The organism is Arthrobacter melezitosi, assembly GCF_054511055.1.
In genome coordinates this window covers 48,710-67,130 of the sequence record NZ_JBTNDJ010000004.1, presented here as the reverse complement: position 1 = coordinate 67,130, position 18,421 = coordinate 48,710, and the positions used below count along the sequence as shown (strand labels likewise).

Below are 18,421 nucleotides of genomic sequence, written 5' to 3'. Positions count from 1 at the left end.
AGGGGTAGGCGAATGGCACAGCGTCCACTGTCCGGCATCTGGGTGGCCCTGCTGTCCGCCGGGACCTTCGGGGTCTCCGGGCCGTTCGCCAAATCCCTGCTCGAGATCGGCTGGAGCCCGGGTGCGGCCGTCGGGGTGCGGATCGGCGGGGCGGCCCTGGTGCTCCTCGTGCCCGTGCTCGTGTCGCTGCGCGGGCGCTGGCCGACCCTGCGCGGCAACGCCCTGACCCTGGCCATCTACGGCGTCACGGCGATCGCCCTGTGCCAGCTCTTCTACTTCAACGCGGTGGCGCGCATGTCGGTCGGAGTCGCCCTGCTGCTCGAATACCTGGCTCCGGTGCTGCTGGTGGGCTGGCTCTGGATGCGCTCACGGCGGGCCCCGCACCGGCTTACGGCCCTGGGCTCCGTCGTCGCCGTCCTGGGGTTGCTGCTCGTCCTCGACCTGGGCGCCGAGGAACGGCTGGACCCGGTCGGCGTGCTCTACGGACTCGCCGCGGCGGTCTGCCTGGTCGTCTTCTTCGTGATGTCGGCCAAGGTGCAGGACTCCCTTCCGCCGCTGGTCATGGCCGGAGGCGGCATGGTCGCCGGGGCCCTGACCATCCTGGTCCTCGGGCTGACCGGCCTCATGCCGTTCCGCTTCGTGTTCACCGACGTGGTGCTGGCGGGCTGGTCAACCTCGTGGCTCGTGCCGGTGGCCGGGCTGGTCCTCATTTCGACGGTGGCCGCGTACGTGGCCGGCATCGTCGCGGCCCAGCGGCTCGGCTCCAAGGTGGCGTCCTTCGCCGCGCTCACCGAGGTGGTCTTCGCCGTCCTTGCGGCCTGGCTGATCCTGGGCGAGCTTCCCGCGCTGATCCAGCTCGCCGGGGGCGCGCTGATCGTGGCCGGTGTGGTGTGCGTGCGGGTGGACGAACTGCGCGCCGCCGGAAGGGCGGAACACGACCCGCTGGACCAGCCCAACGTCGTGGAGCCCCTGCCGCGCGCCTGAGTCTGCCGCAGCCGGGAAGTCAGCGGCCGAACCGGCTTCCGAAGCGCCCGTCCGGCCCACCGGGTCGAAGGGCGCCGGCGCGTTCCCCGTCCACCGGTGGAGGCGCAGGAGGCTTCCGTTGCCCGCCGGGCCCGTGCGGTGCTCCGAGACGTAGTAGTACCCGTCGCCGAGCGCCTCGAAACCGACGTCGGCGCGGAAATCCCAGCCGCTGATGCCCGACCGGGCATCGTGCAGCCCGGAGGGGTGCAGCTGCAGCACCCGCCTGTGCTCCGGCCCGCCGGCCGGCCCCGGCGGAGTCGGTGGGACGGTTCCATCGACGATGAACAGCCGGTAGTTCGGGAAGCACTCCTTCGCCCCCTGATACACGCCCAGGAACCAGTGCCCGGTGTGCGGGTCGTACACGAGGTTCTGCACCCCGAAGCGGGTGTTCCCGGTGCGGACGAAAAACTTACCCAGCGGCTTCGGCGGACCGCTCCTGTGAGGCCGGTGCTGCCGCAGCGGCCGTTCGTAGTGCCGCAGGGCCGCCGGGTCGTACTGCAGCAGCACCTGGTGGTCGTTGTCCGTCCGGCTGGTGTCGGAGTAGATGCCGTAGGCGACCATGAGCCGCCACGGGCCGGCCGGGTCGCCCGGGGTGGGGCCGAAGGAGATCCCGTCGATCCCGCTGCATCCGTACCGGTGCAACAGGCGCCGCCCATCGTCGGCCCGCACGATCGCGGTGAAGTCGTCGGTGACCTCCTTCAGATAGACGCTGGTGACCACCCCGTCGGATTCCGCGTCCATGTCCCGGCGCGTCACCCGGTCCACGTCGATGACGGCCACATGGAAGGCCGCCGCCTCCTTGTATTCGAGGGAGCCGTAGACCCTTCCGTCGTCGGGGTCAAAGGCGACATCGCCGAGATGACCGGAGAATCCGGTGACGGAGCCGATGACTGTCCCGGACAGGTCTGTCTTCACCAGCAGGGTGGTGAAGGAGAAGTAGACGAAGCCCCCGGCCTGGTCGACGGCGATTCCCTGGACATGCCCGGCCTGCCAGGTTCCACCGTCGATGAGCGGCGGCAGGTTCCAACGGGTCAATGTGGGCCGCAGCGGCGTCGGCCCGGGCAGGGGCCCGGTCAGGACGGAATGCATCAGCGGTCTCCTCGGCGGTGCGGACGGAGTTCCGCCGCCGCTGCGGCGCTGGGGGCGGGCACTTTCAGGGTTCCAAGGCGGGACCAACAGCGGCCGATGGTGGCGTGACCTTCAGCTGAACGGCGGGGCTCTTTCGTCCTGCCCACCGACGGACCCGCTGTCACTGCCCGCTGTTCACCAGTCGCCGGAGGCCGCCCTTCGGCGGCACGCGCACCGGCTCGGGCCAGCGCGGCTGCAGGTCATCGCCCAAGGTGACCCGCCGGATCTTCCGGTGGGCCAGCGGCAGCACCCAGTCGTGAACCCACCGGCGCTGGGCGTGCTCCCATTCCCGGAGCGTCCGCCTGGGCGCCGGATCCCACGCCTTGAGCTTGAGGGAGTGCCCGACCTCCAACTGGTCCAGGACCTGGGCGGCCATGTACTTATGCCCGGCCTTTGACATGTGGAGGCGGTCCGACGCCCACATCCGCCGGTCCTGGTAGGCGTCCATGGCCCAGTAATCGACGAGGGCTGCGCCATAGCGGTCAGCGATGGCACGGACGCCGTCGTTGTAGACGGCGTGGCGCTTCCGGAGCAGCCGCAGCGCCGGGGAGACCTCGACGTCGTAGCCGGTGAAGAGCAGCAGCCGCGCCCCCGTCGCGGCCAGTGGGGCGACGAGCCGCTCGTAGGCGTTGAGGAGTTCGGTGACGTTGGTCCCCGCGTCCATGATGTCGTTCCCTCCGGCGTACAGCGTGATCAGGGTGGGTTCCATGGCCAGGGCGGGGCCGAGCTGTTCGGCGGCGATGTGCCGCAGGCGTTTGCTGCGGATGGCGAGGTTCGCGTATTCCCAGCCGGGTTCGGACTTCGCGAGCCGCTCGGCCACGCGGTCCGCCCAGCCGCGGACGCCGTTGGGCAGGATCCTGCTTGGGTCCCCCACCCCCTCGGTGAAGGAGTCACCGAGGGCGACATAGCGCCCCGGGAGCCCCGGCGGCTGGAGGCGCATGGTCGGCCCCGGCCTCAGGACCCCACGCCCGAGGGGGCCGCCTCGACGGTGGAGAGTCCGGCCCGCCGGCCGCGCCCGATACCCCGGTGGAACCACCCTGCCGACCGCCAGGCGGCGGCATCGAGCGCATTGCGTCCGTCCAGGACCGCGCACCGGTCCACCAGGGACGAGACCTCGCGCGGGTCGAGCGCGAGGTACTCGGCCCATTCGGTGAGCAGGACCGTCAGGTCGGCACCGCGCAGCGCCGCCGCGGTGTCAGGCTCGAAGCGAAGCTCCGGGTAGCGGAACCACGGCTGGCCGGCCGCTTGGGGATCCGTGACCGTGACCACCGCGCCGGAGCGGGCGAGTCGAAGGGCGATGTCGAGGGCAGGGGAGTCGCGGACGTCATCGGTGTCGGGCTTGAAGGCGGCGCCAAGGACCGTGATGCGGCGCCCGGCCAGCTGCCCTCCGCACATCTGGCGGGCCGACTCGTGGATCCGGTGCCGGGTTTCGGTGTTCAGGGTGTCGACCAGGGCCAGCAGCCGACCCAGGGAGCCGGCACCGGCGTCCTCGGCCTGGGCCTGCAGGGAGCGGAGGTCCTTCGGGAGGCATCCGCCGCCGAAGCCGGCGCCGGCCTGCAGGTACCTCGGACCGATCCGGGCGTCGAGGCCGAGGGCCCGGGCCAGGTGGACGACGTCGCCGCCCGCGTTCTCGCACAGCTCGGCGATGCCGTTGAGGTAGGAGATCTTCAGGGCCAGGAACGCGTTGGCCGCCGACTTGGTAAGTTCGGCCGTTGCGAGTCCGGTGATGAGGCGGGGCACGCCGTCGTGGAGCAGGGGAGCGTAGACCTCGTCGAGGACGCGGGCCACCCGCGCTCCCGCCGTGCCGTCGGGCACGCCGTAGACCAGCCGGTCCGGCTGCAGGGAGTCGGCGACCGCGGTGCCCTGGCGGAGGAATTCGGGGTTCCACCCCAGGTCCGCCCCGGTGCCGGCGAGGAGGCGGGTGAGGATGGCGCTGGTGCCGGCGGGGATTGTCGACTTGCCCACCACGGTCGACCCCGGGCGCAGGTGGGCGGCGAGGTCCCGAACCGCCGAGGTGACGTAGCCCAGGTCGGCGCGCCGGGTTGTCTTCTCCTGCGGGGTGCCAACGCAGAGAAAGTGGACGTCGGCGCCGGCCGCGGCGGCGGGATCCGTGGTGAAGTGCAGCGTACGGTCCCGGAGCCCTGCCTGCAGCAGCGGCTCAAGCCCTGGTTCGTGGAAGGGCACCGACCCGGCCGCCAACTGCGCGGCCCGGGCCGGGTCGGTGTCGATGCCGGTGACGGTGTGACCCAGCGAGGACAGTGCGGAGGCGTGGACGGCACCCAGGTAGCCGCAGCCGATGACGGAGATCTTCATGGTGTTTCCCCAAGCTCAGAGATGAAGGAGGGCATGGTCGTTGATGGCTTCTTCGTAGTGCTGGATCAGCAGTTCGCACAGGACCGGCCAGGTGCGCCCCTGGACGCCTGCGAACGCGGCGGCGGAAAAGGCCGCGCGTTTCGCGTCGTCTCCGGCCAGGTCCTCCACGTGGCGCCGCAGCTCGGCGAGGTTGCCCGGTTGGTAGAGCCAGCCCGTGCGGGAGTTGTCGACCAGGTCCACCGGGCCGCCCCGGGCGGTGGCGATGACAGGGACGCCCGAGGCCATCGCTTCCTGGATGGTCTGGCAGAACGTCTCAAGCTCACCCGGGTGGACGAAGAGGTCGAGGCTGGCCATTGCCGCGGCCAGCGCATTCCCGCCCAGGAACCCAAGGAACGCGGCCCCGGGAAGCATTGCCTCAAGGGCGGGCCGCTGGGGCCCGTCGCCGATGATGACGAGCCGGGTGTTGTCGATCCCGGCAAGGGCCCGCAGGTCCTCCACCTGTTTCTCGGCGGCGAGCCGTCCCACATAGCCGATGAGCCGGGCCCCGTCCGGGGCGATGCCGGCCCGCAGGGTGGTGCTGCGTCGAGAGGGGTGGAACCGGTGGGTGTCGACGCCCCGCCGCCACAACCGGATCCGCGGAATGCCCCGGCCCTGCAGCTGGGCAATGGCGGCGCTCGATGGCGCGAGGGTTCGGGCGGCACCGCCGTGGATGTTCTCGACCCGCTGCCAGGCCCAGTTCTCAAGGAACGGCACGCCGTACCTGGCCGCGTAGCCGGGAATGTCGGTCTGGTAGACAGCGATGACCGGTAGTCCCAGCTGCTCGGCGGCGCGGGCGGCCCGCCAGCCCAGTTCGAAGGGGGAGGCGAGGTGCACCACTTCCGGAGCGAAGTCGGCGAGGATCCGGCGGATTCGAGCGACGCCGCCCACCGCGATCCGGACGCTGGCGTACCGGGCGAGGGGAACCGATGGAAGCAGCACGACCCGGGCGGCCGCCGGCACCGGCCCCGGAGGGCCGCCGGCGGAGGGCGCGATGACCAGGACCTCGTCTCCGCGCAGGGCAAAATGCTCGAGCATCTTCTGCACGGAGTGGGTGACCCCGTTGACGGCGGGAAGGAATGTTTCGGCGACGACCACGATCCTCACCGGATCACCGTCGCACTCCTACGGTGATGGCCCGGGGCCGGAAGGTGGCCGGTGGGGGAAGCTCCAGTGAATACCAGGAGCCCGCAGGCACCCCGGCGGCCGGCCGGGGTGCCTGCGGTCAGCGCTTCAGCGGCCGAAGCGGCGCAGGCGCAGCGAGTTGGCCACCACCAGCACGGAACTCGCCGCCATGGCGGCGCCGGCCAGGATGGGGTTCAGCAGGCCCAGCGCGGCAACAGGTATTCCGATCACGTTATAGAAGAAGGCCCAGAACAGGTTCGTCTTGATGGTGGCCAGGGTGCGGCGGGACAGCCGGACGGCCTGGGCCACCTGTTCGAGGCTGCTGCCCATCACGGTGATGTCCGCGGCCTCGATGGCCACGTCGGTGCCAGAGCCCATCGCGATCCCGAGGTCGGCCTGGGCGAGCGCCGGCGCGTCGTTCACGCCGTCCCCGGCCATGGCGACTGTCGCACCCGCCTGCTGGAGCTCGCGGATCACCGCCACCTTGCCTTCCGGCAGGACGCCGGCACGCACGTCGGCCGGGGGGATGCCGACCGCGGCGGCCACGCGGGCCGCGGCGGCCGCATTGTCCCCGGTGAGCAGGATCGGCCGCAGGCCCAGGTCCTTCAGCTGCCGGACGGCCCGTGCCGACCCGTCCTTCACGGTGTCGGTCAGGGAGATCACCCCGGCCACCGCGCCGTCCACGGCGACCCAGACGGCGGTGGCGCCTGCGCCCTCGGCCGCCCCGAACACCGCGGCCTCGGCGGATCCGGGGAGAATGCCGTGCTCCTGAAGCCAGCCGGTCCGGCCCACGACCACGGTCAGCCCCTCGACGGTGCCGCGGACGCCGCCGCCGGGGGCGCTGGTGAATGCGGTGACGGCGGGCAGGGCCGCGGTCCGGGCGGCGATGGCCGCGCCGATCGGATGTTCGCTGGCGGCTTCGACCGCTCCGGCGAGGCGCAGCAGTTCGTCGGATCCGTAGCGGCCAAGCACCTCGACGCCGCTGACGGACAGCCGGCCGCTGGTGACGGTGCCCGTCTTGTCCAGCACGATGGTGTCGATGGTGCGGGTGTCCTCGAGCACCTGCGGGCCGCGGATCAGGATGCCAAGCTGCGCGCCCCGCCCCGAACCGGTCAGCAGGGCCGTCGGCGTGGCGAGTCCGAGCGCGCAGGGACAGGCGATGACCAGCACGGCGACAGCCGCGGTGAAGGCGCCCTGGAGGTCCCCGGTGAGGAGGATCCAGGCGGCGAAGGTGAGAACGGCGATGCCGAGGACGACCGGCACGAAGACGGCGCTGATCCGGTCGGCGAGGCGTGCGATCCGGGCCTTGCCGCTCTGGGCTTGGCTGACCAGCCGGCCCATCTGCGCCAGGGTGGTTTCGCTGCCGACCCGGGTGGCCTGGACGACGAGGCGGCCCGAGGTGTTCATGGTGGCGCCGGTGACGCGGTCACCGGGTCCGACCTCCACCGGGATCGACTCACCGGTCAGGAGGGAGGTGTCGACGGCGCTGTGCCCGTGCGCCACCACGCCGTCGGTGGGGATCTTTTCCCCGGGGCGCACCACGATCTCGTCCCCCGGGATGAGCTGGGAGGCGGGAATGCCGAGTTCGACGCGTTTCCCCTCCACGGTCCGCAGGACGCGGGCGTCCTTCGCGCCGAGGTTCAGCAGCGACGTCAGCGCGCTCCCGGCCCGCTGCTTGGCATTGGCCTCGAGGTAGCGTCCAAGGAGCAGGAAGGTCACGATGACGGCGGCCACCTCGAAGTACAGGGCGTGCGCCCCCATGTCCATGCCGGGGTGGGCGGTCAGGTCCGGCACCGAGAGGAGCTGCCACGCCGAGAAACCGAAGGCTGCGGCCACCCCGATGGACACCAGGGTGTCCATGGTGGAGGCGCCGTGGCGGGCGTTGACGAGGGCGGCGCGGTGGAAGGGCCAGGCGGCCCAGGTGGCCACCGGCGCCGACAGGGCAAAAACGATCCAGCCCCACCCTGGGAACTGCAGGGCGGGAACCATCGAGACCAGCAGGACGGGCACTGTCAGGACGGCGGCGGTGAGCAGGCGCGGACGCAGCCGCGCCGCCGTCGGGGATCCGTCCCAGCCGTCCCGGGGGCCCGGGTCCTCCGGGTCCTTGAGGCGGGCGGAGTAGCCGGTGGCCTCCACGGTGTCGAGCAGCACCTGATCCGGTACGCCGGCGGGCACCCGCACCACGGCCGACTCGAGGGGGAGGTTGACGCTCGCTTCGACGCCCTCCAGCTTGCCCAGTTTGCGCTCGACGCGGCTGACGCACGAGGCGCAGGTCATGCCCTGGATGGCCAGTTCGACGACCCGGGTCTCCTCCACCGGCGCCGGCCTGTCAGCGCGGGTGGTCATGCGTCGTTGGAGACCACGAGGTATCCGGCCTCGGCGACGGCTTCGCCGATGGCGGCCGGAGCGAGCGGTCCTGCGGAGGTGACGGTGGCCGTCGAGATGCCGTCCTTGTTCAGGTCGATCTCAATGCCCTGCACGCCCTCCAGGGACTGCAGTTCGCTGGTGACCGCGTCAACGCAGTGCCCGCAGGTCATGCCGGAGATGCTGACGGTTGTGGTGGTGCTCATGCTTCGTTCTCCTTGGCTGGGTGATGGGTCGGATTCAGCGCAGCAGGCGCCCGATGGCCGCCGCGGCCTCCTGGACCTTGTCCTGGACGATGGCCGGGTTTCCCGAAACCTGCGATTCGTGGGCCGCATCGACGACGCAGTGGGCGATGTGGTCTTCGAGCAGGCCGAGGCTGACGGCGTGGAGGGCCTTGTTGATGGCCGCGACCTGGGTGAGGATGTCGATGCAGTACTTGTCCTCGTCGACCATCCGGGCGATGCCGCGGACCTGTCCCTCAATCCGCCGCAGGCGCTTGAGGTAGGCGTCCTTGTCGCCGCTGTAGCCGTGCGTCGACGGCCCGTCGGGCCGAACGTCGGTGGGTTCGGTGGTTATTTCCTGGGTCATGGCTGCCTCCTAAGGTCAACTATACCCCGAGGGGGTATTGTGCGAAAGCCTCGCATCACGCCAGCCGATGCCGGGGCCGGGCGGGGGTTCCGGCCGCCGGGGTTCAGGCGGTGACCCGGGCGGTCAGCAGCCGCTGCAGGCCCTCGGGGGACAGTGCCTGCTGCAGGGCCAGCACCTCGGCGCCCAGGACCCCCACGGTGCCCGCCCGCGAGCTCGACTCCACCCGGAGCGAGCGGGTGGCAAGGGGCAGGGCGCGGTGGTAGACCGCCGACCGGATCCCGGCCAGGAGTTCCTCGTTCAGTTCGGCGAACGGTCCGCCGACCACAATGGCGTTCGGGTTGTAGAAACTGACGATCGTCGCCAGCACCCTGCCAATGCTTTCCGAGGCCTCGCGCACGGCCCGCCGCGCGTACGGGTTGCCCTCGGCGGCCAGGCGGGTCACGTCCTGGCTTGTTAGGGCCTCCTTCACCCCCTGGGCGCGCAGCCGTCGGGCCAGCGCATCTCCGCCGGCGACGGCCTCGAGGCAGCCAAGGTTCCCGCAGGAGCACAGCGAGTCCTCCCCGCCTGGCACACGGATGTGGCCGATGTCCCCGGCAGCACCCTGCGCTCCCCGGTGAAGGGCGCCTCCGCTGACGATGCCGCAACCGATGCCGGTGCTGATCTTCACGTACAGGATGTGCTCGGAGTCCTCCTTGCGCGCCCAGTACTCGCCCAGCGCGGCGAGGTTGGCGTCATTGTCCACCAGGGTCGGGGCGTCGTAGCGGCCGGCAAAGAACCCGGGAATGGCGAAGCCGTCCCACCCCGGCATGATCGGTGGGCGCACCACCGTGCCGGTGCTGTGCTCGACCGGGCCGGGAACGCCGATGCCGATGGCGCGGACCTCAGGGGCGCCCTTCCCGGCAGAACTAAGCAGGTCCTGGAAGGCCTCGTCCAGGGCGCCCAGGACGGCCGTGGGGCCATCGGCGATGCGCAGGTCGTAGCCGGCGGCCGCGAGCGGAACGCCGGCAAGATCGCTGATCGACACGCGGCAGTGCGAGGTGCCAAGGTCAGCCCCCAGGACCACCCCGGAGGCCCCGTTGAGCCGAAGTTCCCCCGGGGGCCGGCCGCCCTTGGAGGCTCCGGCCTCCTCGACCACGAGGCCCGCGGCGATCAGGTCGTCGATCCGGTTGGCCACGGTTCCGCGCGACAGGCCGGTGAGCTTCGTCAGATAGGCCCGGGTGCACCGGGGCCGCCGGGCGATGGCATGGAGGAGGGCGCTGAGATCGGCCTGGGCCGAGAGCGAGGGGACATCGGGGTGGGAGAGACCAGGAAGGGGCATGCAAAGTATCCTTCCATTGTTTATCCAAAATTTGAAGAACTTTCACCATTTGTCAGCAAATCGAATCAACCATATGCTCGTGATGTTGCTGGTGTGATCAGTGATACCGCGAGAATCTCTTCGAGTTTGGGAGCTATGTGACACAGCTGGGAATTGGCATCGTGGGAACGGGCATGATGGGCCGCATCCACGCGGATGCCGCACGCCGGGTCGGCGCACGCATTGTCGCGGTGGCCGGATCCTCGCTCCAGTCCGCCGAGCGGGCCGTAGAGGACTGGGCCGCGGGAAGCGCCGCCCTCGAGGTGGAGGAGCTCCTCGCCCATCCGGACATCGACGTCGTGCACGTGTGTGTCCCGAACCACCTCCACGAGCCGCTCGCGCTGCGCGCCCTCGAGGCCGGCAAGCACGTCGTGTGCGAAAAGCCCCTGGCCCTTGACCTCGCCGGAGCGCAGGCACTTGCGGGCAGGGCCCGGACCTCCGGGCTGACGGCCGCCGTTCCATTTATCTACCGCTACCACCCCCTCGTTGCCGAGGCCCGGGCGCGCGTGCAGGCCGAATCGGCCGGCGGCATCCACCTGATCCATGGTTCCTACCTCCAGGACTGGCTGTCCAACGCCGAGGACACCAACTGGCGGGTGGACGCCGCCAAGGGCGGGGCGTCCCGGGCGTTCGCCGACATCGGCTCGCACTGGTGCGACATCGTCGAGTGGGTCAGCGGCCACCGCATCCGGGAGGTCTCCGCCCTCACCAAGGCGGCCTTCGCGGACCGCGCGGGCACCGCCGGAACCGTCTCCACCGAGGACATCGCCAGCGTCAACTTCCGGACCGACCGCGGCGCTGTCGGGTCGGTGGTCATCAGCCAGGTCTCGCCCGGGCGGAAGAACCGGCTGTGGTTCGAGGTCAATGCCGCCAACGTGAGCGTCGCCTTCGACCAGGAACAGCCCGAAACCCTCTGGGTCGGCGGGCGGGAAACCAACCGGGTCGTCACCCGCGACCCGAACACCCTCTCACCCGAGGCGGCGGAACTTTCGACGCTTCCGGCAGGTCACCCCCAGGGCTACCACGACGCCTTCCGGGCGTTCGTCGCAGATGCCTACGCCAGCGCCTCCGGACGGACCGCCGCCGCGGAACGCATGCCGACCTTCGAGAACGGCCTGCGGATGGCGGCGATCACCGAGGCCGTCCTGGCCTCCGCGGAGCGGGGCGCCTGGGTGCAGGTCGAGGACTTCTCCGCGGACCTGCTCACGGCATCGACGGGCGGGACGGCCCCGCAAGGGAACTGACGATCCGTCCCCTCGGCCCCAATGCACAACACCACGACAAGGGAGTCAACCATGAAGAAACCACCTTCGACCCGGGCGGCGGCCGCCGCCGCAGCGATCCTGGCCCTGGCGGTGACGGGGTGCACCGGCAGCGCGCCGGATTCCGCGGGGGACGGCTCCGACAGCCTTCGCTACCTCATCAGCCAGCCGGAACGCCCGTCGGAACTTGAGGTGATCAAGGCCGACCTCAAGGAGTTCGAGAAGGAATCCGGAATCCAGGTCTCCCTCGAGGTCCTGCCCCTGGAGAACCTCCGGACCGTCCTGCAGACGCAGCTGCGCTCCGGGCAGGGGCCCGATGTGTTCAACTACGACACCGGCCCCGGCTTCGCCGGCACCCTCGCCGAGGGGGGACTCCTGTACGACCTGACCGAGGCGTACGAGAAGAACGACTGGAAGATCTACGACTTCGCCCGCGAGCGGGTCACCTTCGATGGGAAGGCCTCAGGCGTGCCGACCCAGCTCGAGGAGGTCGGGATCTTCTACAACAAGGATCTCTTCGAGAAGCACGGCGTGCAGCAGCCCAAGAACCTCTCGGATCTGCAAAAGGCGGCGGAAACCTTCAGCGCCGCCGGCGTCACGCCCTTCGCCGTCAACGACAAGGAAGGCTGGCAGGGCGGGCACCTCTTCAGCATGGCCCTGTCCAGCCGGATCGGGCCGGACGGGATGGAAAAGCTGCTCGACGGCAGCATGCCCTGGACCTCACCCGAGGTCGTCGCGGCGCTCGAGACCTGGGCGGAGTTCGCCAAGTCCGACTACCTGCCCGACTCGCCCAACGCCCTGACCTACGACAACGGCAACGCGCTGTTCTACGCCGGCAAGGCCGCCATGAACCCCACCGGTAGCTGGCTGATCTCCTCCCTGCAGGAGACGGTCGACTTCGAGGTCGGGTTCATGCCCTTCCCCGCCGAGGACGGCCCGGGCATCTTCACCGGCGGCCTGGGCGGCGGAACCTTCGTCTCGGCCGACACGGATAACCCCGATGGTGCCGTCGAACTCCTGGATTACCTCCAGTCCGAGGAGCACGGGCGCTGGCAGGTCGAGGAGATCGGCACGATCCCGGCCTTCCCGGTGGACACCGAAGGACTCGAGCTCTCCCCGCTGTTCTCCCAGGTCATCGAGGACACGGCGAAGATCGCCGAAGGCTCCGGCGAGTTCGGGTACAACATCGACGTCCTGACCACCGACACCTTCAACAAGACGATGTGGGACGGCTTCCAGGGCATCCTCACGGGCCAGAAGACCGCCGACGACGTCGCGCAGGCACTCCAGACCGCAAGCAAGCAAGCCGCCGAGGAAAAGTGACATGAGCACCCAATTCCAGCTAACGACTCCCAAGGTCACCCGACGGGCGCAGACCCGCCTGGGCATCGCGCTCATTACGCCGCTGATGCTTCTGGTGACCGCGTTCTTCCTCTTCCCGCTCGGGAACGCGATCTACTACTCCTTCGTCGACTTCGACGGAATCGACCCCACGCCGGCCTTCGTCGGGCTGCAGAACTACGCGCGTCTGCTCACCGACCCCGAGGTGTGGCACGCCCTTGGCAACAACGCCATCTGGATCGTCATCGGTACGGCAGGCCCGCTGCTGATCGGCCTGGCCCAGGCGCTGCTGCTCTGGAAGGTCCGCCACGCCGGGGTGTTCTACCGGCTCGCGTTCTTCCTCCCGTACGTCCTTCCCCAGGTCGCGATCGGCATCGTCTGGGGCTGGATCTACGATCCGGTCAGCGGTTGGGTCAACAAGGCGCTGCAGGTGCTCGGGCTGGACTCCCTGGCCACCGGCTGGCTGGGCAACCCGAACACGGCACTCTACGCGGTCCTGGCCACCGCCATCTGGGCCACGACCGGCTTCGTGCTCATCATCTTCCTCTCCGCGCTGCGCAATGTTGACGGGGCGCTCATGGACGCCTCCCGGCTCGACGGCGTCAACGCCGTCCAGCAGCTGGTGTACATCATCCTGCCCCAGATCATGCCCGTCTTCCTCATGGTCACCACGGTGACCCTCGTCGGCGGGTTCAGCGTCTTCGACATCATCTTCATCATGACCGGCGGAGGCCCCGCCAATGCGACGAACGTCATTGGCACCTACGCCTACACCAATGCCTTCCAGCTCAGCCAGATCAGCTACGGCACCACCCTCGCGCTGCTGATCACCGCGCTCTCGGTGCCCTTCGCCGTGGCGCTCAACCGGCTGCAGCGGCGGCTCTCTCTCCAAGGAACAGGCGCATGACCACCACAACGGCACTGAAGCACATCGAGACGGACCCCGCACCCCGGCGGACGGCCCGGGCATCCCGGAAAGACAACGGAATGTCCCCCCGGCGCCGCACCGCCCTGACCGGAAAACACCTCCTGCTGATCGTGCTCTCGGTGGTTTCGCTCTTCCCGGTGATCCTGGTGATCTCCACGGCGCTGAAGTCCGAGGCCGAGGTGCGCACCGACCCGTTCGGGCTGTTCACCTCGTTCTCCCTGGAGAACCTCCGGAACGCCTGGGTCGTGGGAGACTTCGGAAGCTACCTGCTCAACAGCATCCTGCTGAGCGTGCCCAGCACCCTGCTCGTGGTCATCCTCTCCACGATGGCCGGCTACACCTTCGCCCGGCTCCCCTTCCGCGGGCGCACCGTGGCGTTCTACCTGGTGGTCCTCGGACTCCTCGTTCCGTTCTTCGCCTACATGATTCCGCTGTACTTCCAGCTCCGCGGACTCGGGCTCCTCGATACCCTTCCCGGGGCCATCCTGGTGCTCACCTCCACCGGGGTGTCCTTCGGAACCTTCTTCATGCGGGCGTTCTTCTCGGACCTCCCCCTCGAGCTCGAGCAGGCGGCCCGGATGGACGGGGCGTCGGAGTGGCAGATCTTCGTAAAGGTCATGCTCCCGCTGGTCTCCTCCGGTGCGGGCGCCCTCGGCGTCTTCACCTTCATCCAGAACTGGAACAACTTCCTCGTACCGCTGCTGTACCTGCCGGGCGGGGAGTTCCGGCCGCTCACCACCGGGCTCTACCAGTTCACCGGCGGGCGCTCCCTCGACATCGGCCCGCTGGCGGCCGGAACCCTGATCACGATCATTCCCGTCGTCGTCCTGTTCCTGGTCATGCAGCGCCAGGTCGCCGAGGGCTTCATCTCCGGCGCCGTCAAGGGCTGAGCCGGCACCAACTTCCCCCACTAGAACCAGCACCACCAACACGAAGGACATGCGCTCCATGGCATCCGTTGTCAGTTTCACCTCTCCGCGCGTTGCGGAAATCACCGACGAGTCCGAAGCCGCACTCGCCGGCAACGAGGTCCGCATCCGCACCCTCTACTCGGGCATCTCCGCCGGCACCGAGCTCACCGCCTACCGCGGCAGCAACCCCTACCTGCAGAAAAAGTGGAGCCCCGAGCGGCGCCTGTTCATCGACGGCGAATCGACCCTGTCCTACCCGGTCCACGGCTGGGGCTACGAGGAGGTCGGCGAGGTCGTCGAGCTGGGCTCCGACGTCACCTCGGTCGCCCTCGGCGACCGCATCTGGGGCACCTGGGGCCACCGGTCGTCGACGGTGAAGACCGAGGAGTACGCCGCGGCGCGCATCCTCGATCCCGCGGCGGACCCGCGCATCGGGATCTTTTCGCAGATCGGCGCCATCGCCCTGAACGTCGTCCTCGACGCCGACATCCACATCGGTGAGACGGTCGCCGTCTTCGGGCTGGGCGTTCCCGGCCAGATCGTGGCCCAGCTCGCGCGGCTCAACGGCGCGCGCGTCATCGCCGTCGACGGCATCGCGGGCCGGCGCAAGCTGGCCGAGGACCTCGGGGCGGACATCGTCCTCGATCCGGCCGACGGCAACGTCGCCGAACGCATCCGTGAACTCACCGGAGGCCGGGGAGCCGACGCGGCCCTCGAGGTGACCGGCAACTACCGGGCCCTTCATGAAGCCATCCGCTCGGTGGCCTACAGCTCCCGCGTGTGCGCCGCAGGCTTCCTGCAGGGCGACGGCATGGGCCTGCGCCTCGGCGAGGAATTCCACCACAACCGTATCCAGGTGATCTCCTCGCAGATCTCCGGAGTGTCCCCGGCGCTGCAGCACCGCTGGGACACCTACCGGCTCAACACGACCGCGATCGACCTCGCCGTCTCGGGGAGGCTGAACCTGGTGGACCTGATCTCCCACACCGTTCCGCTGGCCGACGCCGGCGCGGCCTTCAGCATGCTCGATGAAAACCCGCAGGACGCCCTCCAGGTCGTCCTCAGCTTTGAGGAGAACAAGTGACTTTCCGACTCGCAGTCCAGGAACACTTCCTGGAGGGCAGGAATTTGATGGAGAAGTTCGAATTCGCGCAGGCAAGCGGATTCGACGGCATCGAACTGCTGGGCAAGGGCGATGACATCTTCGCCGGACGGTCGGCTGAACTGCGCGAGGCACGGGCCGCCGGCGTCGTGATGCCCAGCGTGTGCGTCAACATGGACCACTTCATCGGTGACTTCGATCCCGTCCGTGCCAAGGACGCGCGAGAGCAGATGAAGCACCTGCTCTCGGGCATCGCCGAGGCCGGTGGGTTCGGCGCCGTCACGCCCAACGCGTACGCGCTGTTCAGCCGCCGGCTTCCTCCCTTCGAGCCGCCGCGCAGCGACGAGGAATCCCGCACCGTCCTCCTCGAGGCACTGGCGGAACTGGGCGAGCACGCGGCCGCCGAGGGCGCCCTCGTACTGCTCGAACCCCTGAACCGGTACGAGGACTTCATGGTCAACACCCTCGCCGACGCCGTCTCCATCGTCGAGGAGGTCGCCTCCCCGGGCGTCGCCGTCATCGCCGACACCTTCCACATGTCGATCGAGGAGGCGGACATCCCCGCCTCCATCCGGGCCGCCGGAAAGCACATCCGCCACGTCCAGCTCGGTGACAGCAACCGGCTCGAGCCGGGGGCGGGCCACTACGACTGGCCCGCAACGCTGGCCGCGCTGGAGGACATCGGCTACGACGGCTGGCTTGCCATGGAATGCCGCATCAGCGGGCCGGCCCGGGACGTGCTCCCGAAGGTCTCGGCCCTCCTGAAGAACTAGCCCAGCCGCGAGGATCGGACCATCATGACGCAGCACAGCCCCACCACGCCCTTGCGGGTCACCGTCTGGAACGAGGGCGTCCACGAGGCGACCGAACCGGAGGTCGCCGCCATCTACCCGGACGGCATCCACGGCGCCATCGCCGAAGGCCTCCGGCTCTTCCTGGACGGGGATCCGGTGATCCGCACGGCCACCCTTGCCGATCCCGACCACGGACTCAGCGAGGAAGTGCTCGCCGAGACCGACGTCCTGCTGTGGTGGGGCCATATTGCCCATGATCAGGTGTCCGACGAGGTGGTGGACCGGGTGCAGCGGCACGTCCTGGGCGGGATGGGCCTGCTGGTGCTGCACTCGGGCCACTTCTCGAAGATCTTCAAGACCCTGATGGGCACCACCTGCTCACTGCTGTGGCGCAACGGGGCGGAACGGGAAATCGTCTGGAACGTGAACCCGACCCACCCCATCGCCGCAGGCATCGAGGGGCCGCTGGTGCTCGATGAGCAGGAAACCTACGGGGAGTTCTTCGACATCCCCACCCCGGACGACCTGGTGTTCATCAGCTCCTTCAGCGGCGGCGAGGTCTTCCGCTCGGGGGTGACCTTCACCCGGGGACGCGGCCGTATCTTCTACTTCAGCCCCGGAGACCAGGCCTACCCCGTCTACCACCACCCGCAGATCCGGCAGGTCCTGGCCAACGGCGTCCGCTGGGCGGCGCCCACCACCGCCCGGGAACAGCCGGCGGTGATCAACCCGCCGCGCGGCTGGTTCCAGCACCTCCCGGCCTGACGGCCGGACCCCAGGCATTCCCGTCCGTACCCCCCCCACCAGGAGAGCACCTCATGAAACGCCTTGCAGCCCTTAGGATCCCCGCGGTCACCGCCGCCTTCGCCTTCGCCGTCACGGGGTGCACCGGCACCTCCGCCGCCTCGGAGAAGGACAGCGGTGGCAATGAACAGATCCGCTACCTCATCGAGCAGCCCGAGGATTCGTCCGCCGTCGACCTGATCAACGAGGACATCGCGGTCTTCGAGAAGCAGAACCCCGGCATCGACGTCGAACTCGAGGTCCTGCCCACCGACAACATGCGCACGGTGCTCCAGACCCAGCTGCGATCCGGCGAGGGCCCCGACATCTTCAACTGGGGATCGGGCCCCGGCTACGCCGGGGCACTGGCCGACGCCGGGCTGCTCCACGACCTGACGGACGCCTACGAGGAGCACGACTGGCCCGTCTACGAGTTCGCCAAGGAGCGCGTGACCTTCGACGGCAAGGTCTACGGGGTGCCCGGAGACATCGAGACCGTCGGCCTCTTCTACAACAAGCAGATCTTCGACAGGCTCGGCATCAGCGAGCCCACGAACCTCGGGGAGCTCGAGGCCGCCGCGGCGACCCTCGCCAAGGAGGGGATCACCCCGTTCGCTGCCAGTGACAAGGAAGGCTGGCAGGGCGGGCACCTGCTGAGCATGGCGTTGTCGAGCCGGGTGGGCGCCGATGGGGTGGACAAGCTGCTCAGCGGCGAAATGCCCTGGACCTCCCCGGAGGTTGTCGCGGCCCTGGACACCTGGAAGTCCTTCAATGCCGCGGGCTACCTCCCCGACTTCCCGACGTCCCTGACCTACGACGGCGCCAACGCCCTCTTCTACAAGGGTGAGGCCGCCATCCTGCCCACCGGCAGCTGGGCCACCGACGAGATCGCCAAGAACACCGACTTCGAGGTCGGCTTCATCCCCTTCCCGGCCGAGGACGGCCCGGGCATCTTCAGCGGCGGGCTCGGGTCCGGCCCGTTCATCTCGGCCGCGTCGAAGAACACCGAGGCGGCCGAGAAGTTCCTCGACTACCTGGTGACCCCCGAGCACGGACGGTGGACCGTTGAGAACTTCAACACCATCCCGCCGTTCCCGGTGGAGACCGAGGGCATCGACGCCGACCCCCTGTTCGCCCAGGTCATCGAGGACGCCTCGAAGATCTCGGACGGCACCGGCGAGTTCGGCTCCAACGTCGACGTCCTGTCGACGGACGTCTTCAACGACGCGATGTGGAAGGGCGTGCAGGGCATGCTGACCGACCAAAAGAGCGCGGAGGACGTCGCCGCCGACCTCGACGCCGCCTCCAAGAAGTAGAACCCCGGGGAACGGCCCGCCCGCCCGGGCGGGCCGTTCCCGACCCGCCG

General features: G+C 69.5%; 16 protein-coding genes. 9 read left to right on the top strand and 7 right to left on the bottom strand.

Translation table 11 applies throughout. The annotated features are described in order from the left end of the window. Positions 1–12: 12 nt before the first annotated feature. The gene (locus ACX80W_RS06335) at positions 13–984 is read left to right on the top strand and encodes an EamA family transporter (protein ID WP_459281483.1); all 972 of its coding nucleotides are present in this window, start codon (positions 13–15) and stop codon (positions 982–984) included. A 1,288-nt stretch (positions 985–2,272) separates the two neighbouring features. On the opposite strand, the gene ACX80W_RS06330 is transcribed toward ACX80W_RS06335, so the two are convergent. From ACX80W_RS06330 to ACX80W_RS06300, 7 genes are all read right to left on the bottom strand, one after another. Then, positions 2,273–3,091, bottom strand: coding sequence for an SGNH/GDSL hydrolase family protein (locus tag ACX80W_RS06330; RefSeq protein WP_459281481.1), 819 nt, complete (start codon positions 3,089–3,091; stop codon positions 2,273–2,275). Positions 3,092–3,105: 14 nt separating this feature from the next. Beyond that, positions 3,106–4,464 (bottom strand): UDP-glucose dehydrogenase family protein, encoded by a 1,359-nt coding sequence (locus tag ACX80W_RS06325; protein WP_459281480.1) that lies wholly within the window; start codon positions 4,462–4,464, stop codon positions 3,106–3,108. Positions 4,465–4,479: 15 nt separating this feature from the next. Further along, positions 4,480–5,607, bottom strand: coding sequence for a glycosyltransferase family 4 protein (locus tag ACX80W_RS06320; RefSeq protein WP_459281478.1), 1,128 nt, complete (start codon positions 5,605–5,607; stop codon positions 4,480–4,482). A gap of 126 nt (positions 5,608–5,733) precedes the next feature. Then, positions 5,734–7,971 (bottom strand): heavy metal translocating P-type ATPase, encoded by a 2,238-nt coding sequence (locus tag ACX80W_RS06315; RefSeq protein ID WP_459281476.1) that lies wholly within the window; start codon positions 7,969–7,971, stop codon positions 5,734–5,736. After that, positions 7,968–8,195, bottom strand: a complete 228-nt coding sequence (locus ACX80W_RS06310; RefSeq protein WP_459281474.1) for a heavy-metal-associated domain-containing protein — start codon at positions 8,193–8,195, stop codon at positions 7,968–7,970. Before ACX80W_RS06310 ends, ACX80W_RS06315 begins: the two co-directional genes overlap by 4 nt. Positions 8,196–8,229: 34 nt before the next feature. Continuing rightward, positions 8,230–8,577: a metal-sensitive transcriptional regulator gene (locus ACX80W_RS06305; RefSeq protein ID WP_459281472.1), complete on the bottom strand. Its 348-nt coding sequence runs from the start codon at positions 8,575–8,577 to the stop codon at positions 8,230–8,232. 103 nt (positions 8,578–8,680) lie between these two features. Then, a complete protein-coding gene (locus ACX80W_RS06300) occupies positions 8,681–9,895 on the bottom strand; it encodes an ROK family transcriptional regulator (protein WP_459281471.1) in 1,215 nt (404 codons plus the stop codon). Between the two features lie 137 nt (positions 9,896–10,032). Between ACX80W_RS06300 and ACX80W_RS06295 the strand changes: the two genes are divergently transcribed. From ACX80W_RS06295 to ACX80W_RS06260, 8 genes are read left to right on the top strand one after another with little or no spacing between them, the layout of a single operon-like run. After that, entirely contained in the window at positions 10,033–11,178 is a 1,146-nt protein-coding gene (locus tag ACX80W_RS06295) for a Gfo/Idh/MocA family protein (protein ID WP_459281469.1), read from the top strand. Positions 11,179–11,229: 51 nt separating this feature from the next. Further along, positions 11,230–12,519 (top strand): ABC transporter substrate-binding protein, encoded by a 1,290-nt coding sequence (locus tag ACX80W_RS06290; protein ID WP_459281467.1) that lies wholly within the window; start codon positions 11,230–11,232, stop codon positions 12,517–12,519. Between the two features lies 1 nt (position 12,520). Beyond that, positions 12,521–13,444 (top strand): carbohydrate ABC transporter permease, encoded by a 924-nt coding sequence (locus ACX80W_RS06285; protein ID WP_459281465.1) that lies wholly within the window; start codon positions 12,521–12,523, stop codon positions 13,442–13,444. After that, entirely contained in the window at positions 13,441–14,355 is a 915-nt protein-coding gene (locus ACX80W_RS06280) for a carbohydrate ABC transporter permease (protein WP_459281464.1), read from the top strand. The genes ACX80W_RS06285 and ACX80W_RS06280 overlap by 4 nt, the downstream gene beginning before the upstream one ends. A 58-nt stretch (positions 14,356–14,413) precedes the next feature. After that, the gene (locus tag ACX80W_RS06275; RefSeq protein WP_459281462.1) at positions 14,414–15,460 is read left to right on the top strand and encodes a zinc-binding dehydrogenase; all 1,047 of its coding nucleotides are present in this window, start codon (positions 14,414–14,416) and stop codon (positions 15,458–15,460) included. Next, entirely contained in the window at positions 15,457–16,251 is a 795-nt protein-coding gene (locus ACX80W_RS06270) for a TIM barrel protein (protein ID WP_459281460.1), read from the top strand. The genes ACX80W_RS06275 and ACX80W_RS06270 overlap by 4 nt, the downstream gene beginning before the upstream one ends. 24 nt (positions 16,252–16,275) lie before the next feature. Continuing rightward, positions 16,276–17,037 (top strand): ThuA domain-containing protein, encoded by a 762-nt coding sequence (locus ACX80W_RS06265; protein ID WP_459281458.1) that lies wholly within the window; start codon positions 16,276–16,278, stop codon positions 17,035–17,037. Positions 17,038–17,090: 53 nt separating this feature from the next. Next, positions 17,091–18,371: an ABC transporter substrate-binding protein gene (locus ACX80W_RS06260; RefSeq protein ID WP_459281456.1), complete on the top strand. Its 1,281-nt coding sequence runs from the start codon at positions 17,091–17,093 to the stop codon at positions 18,369–18,371. The last annotated feature ends 50 nt before the right edge of the window (positions 18,372–18,421 follow it).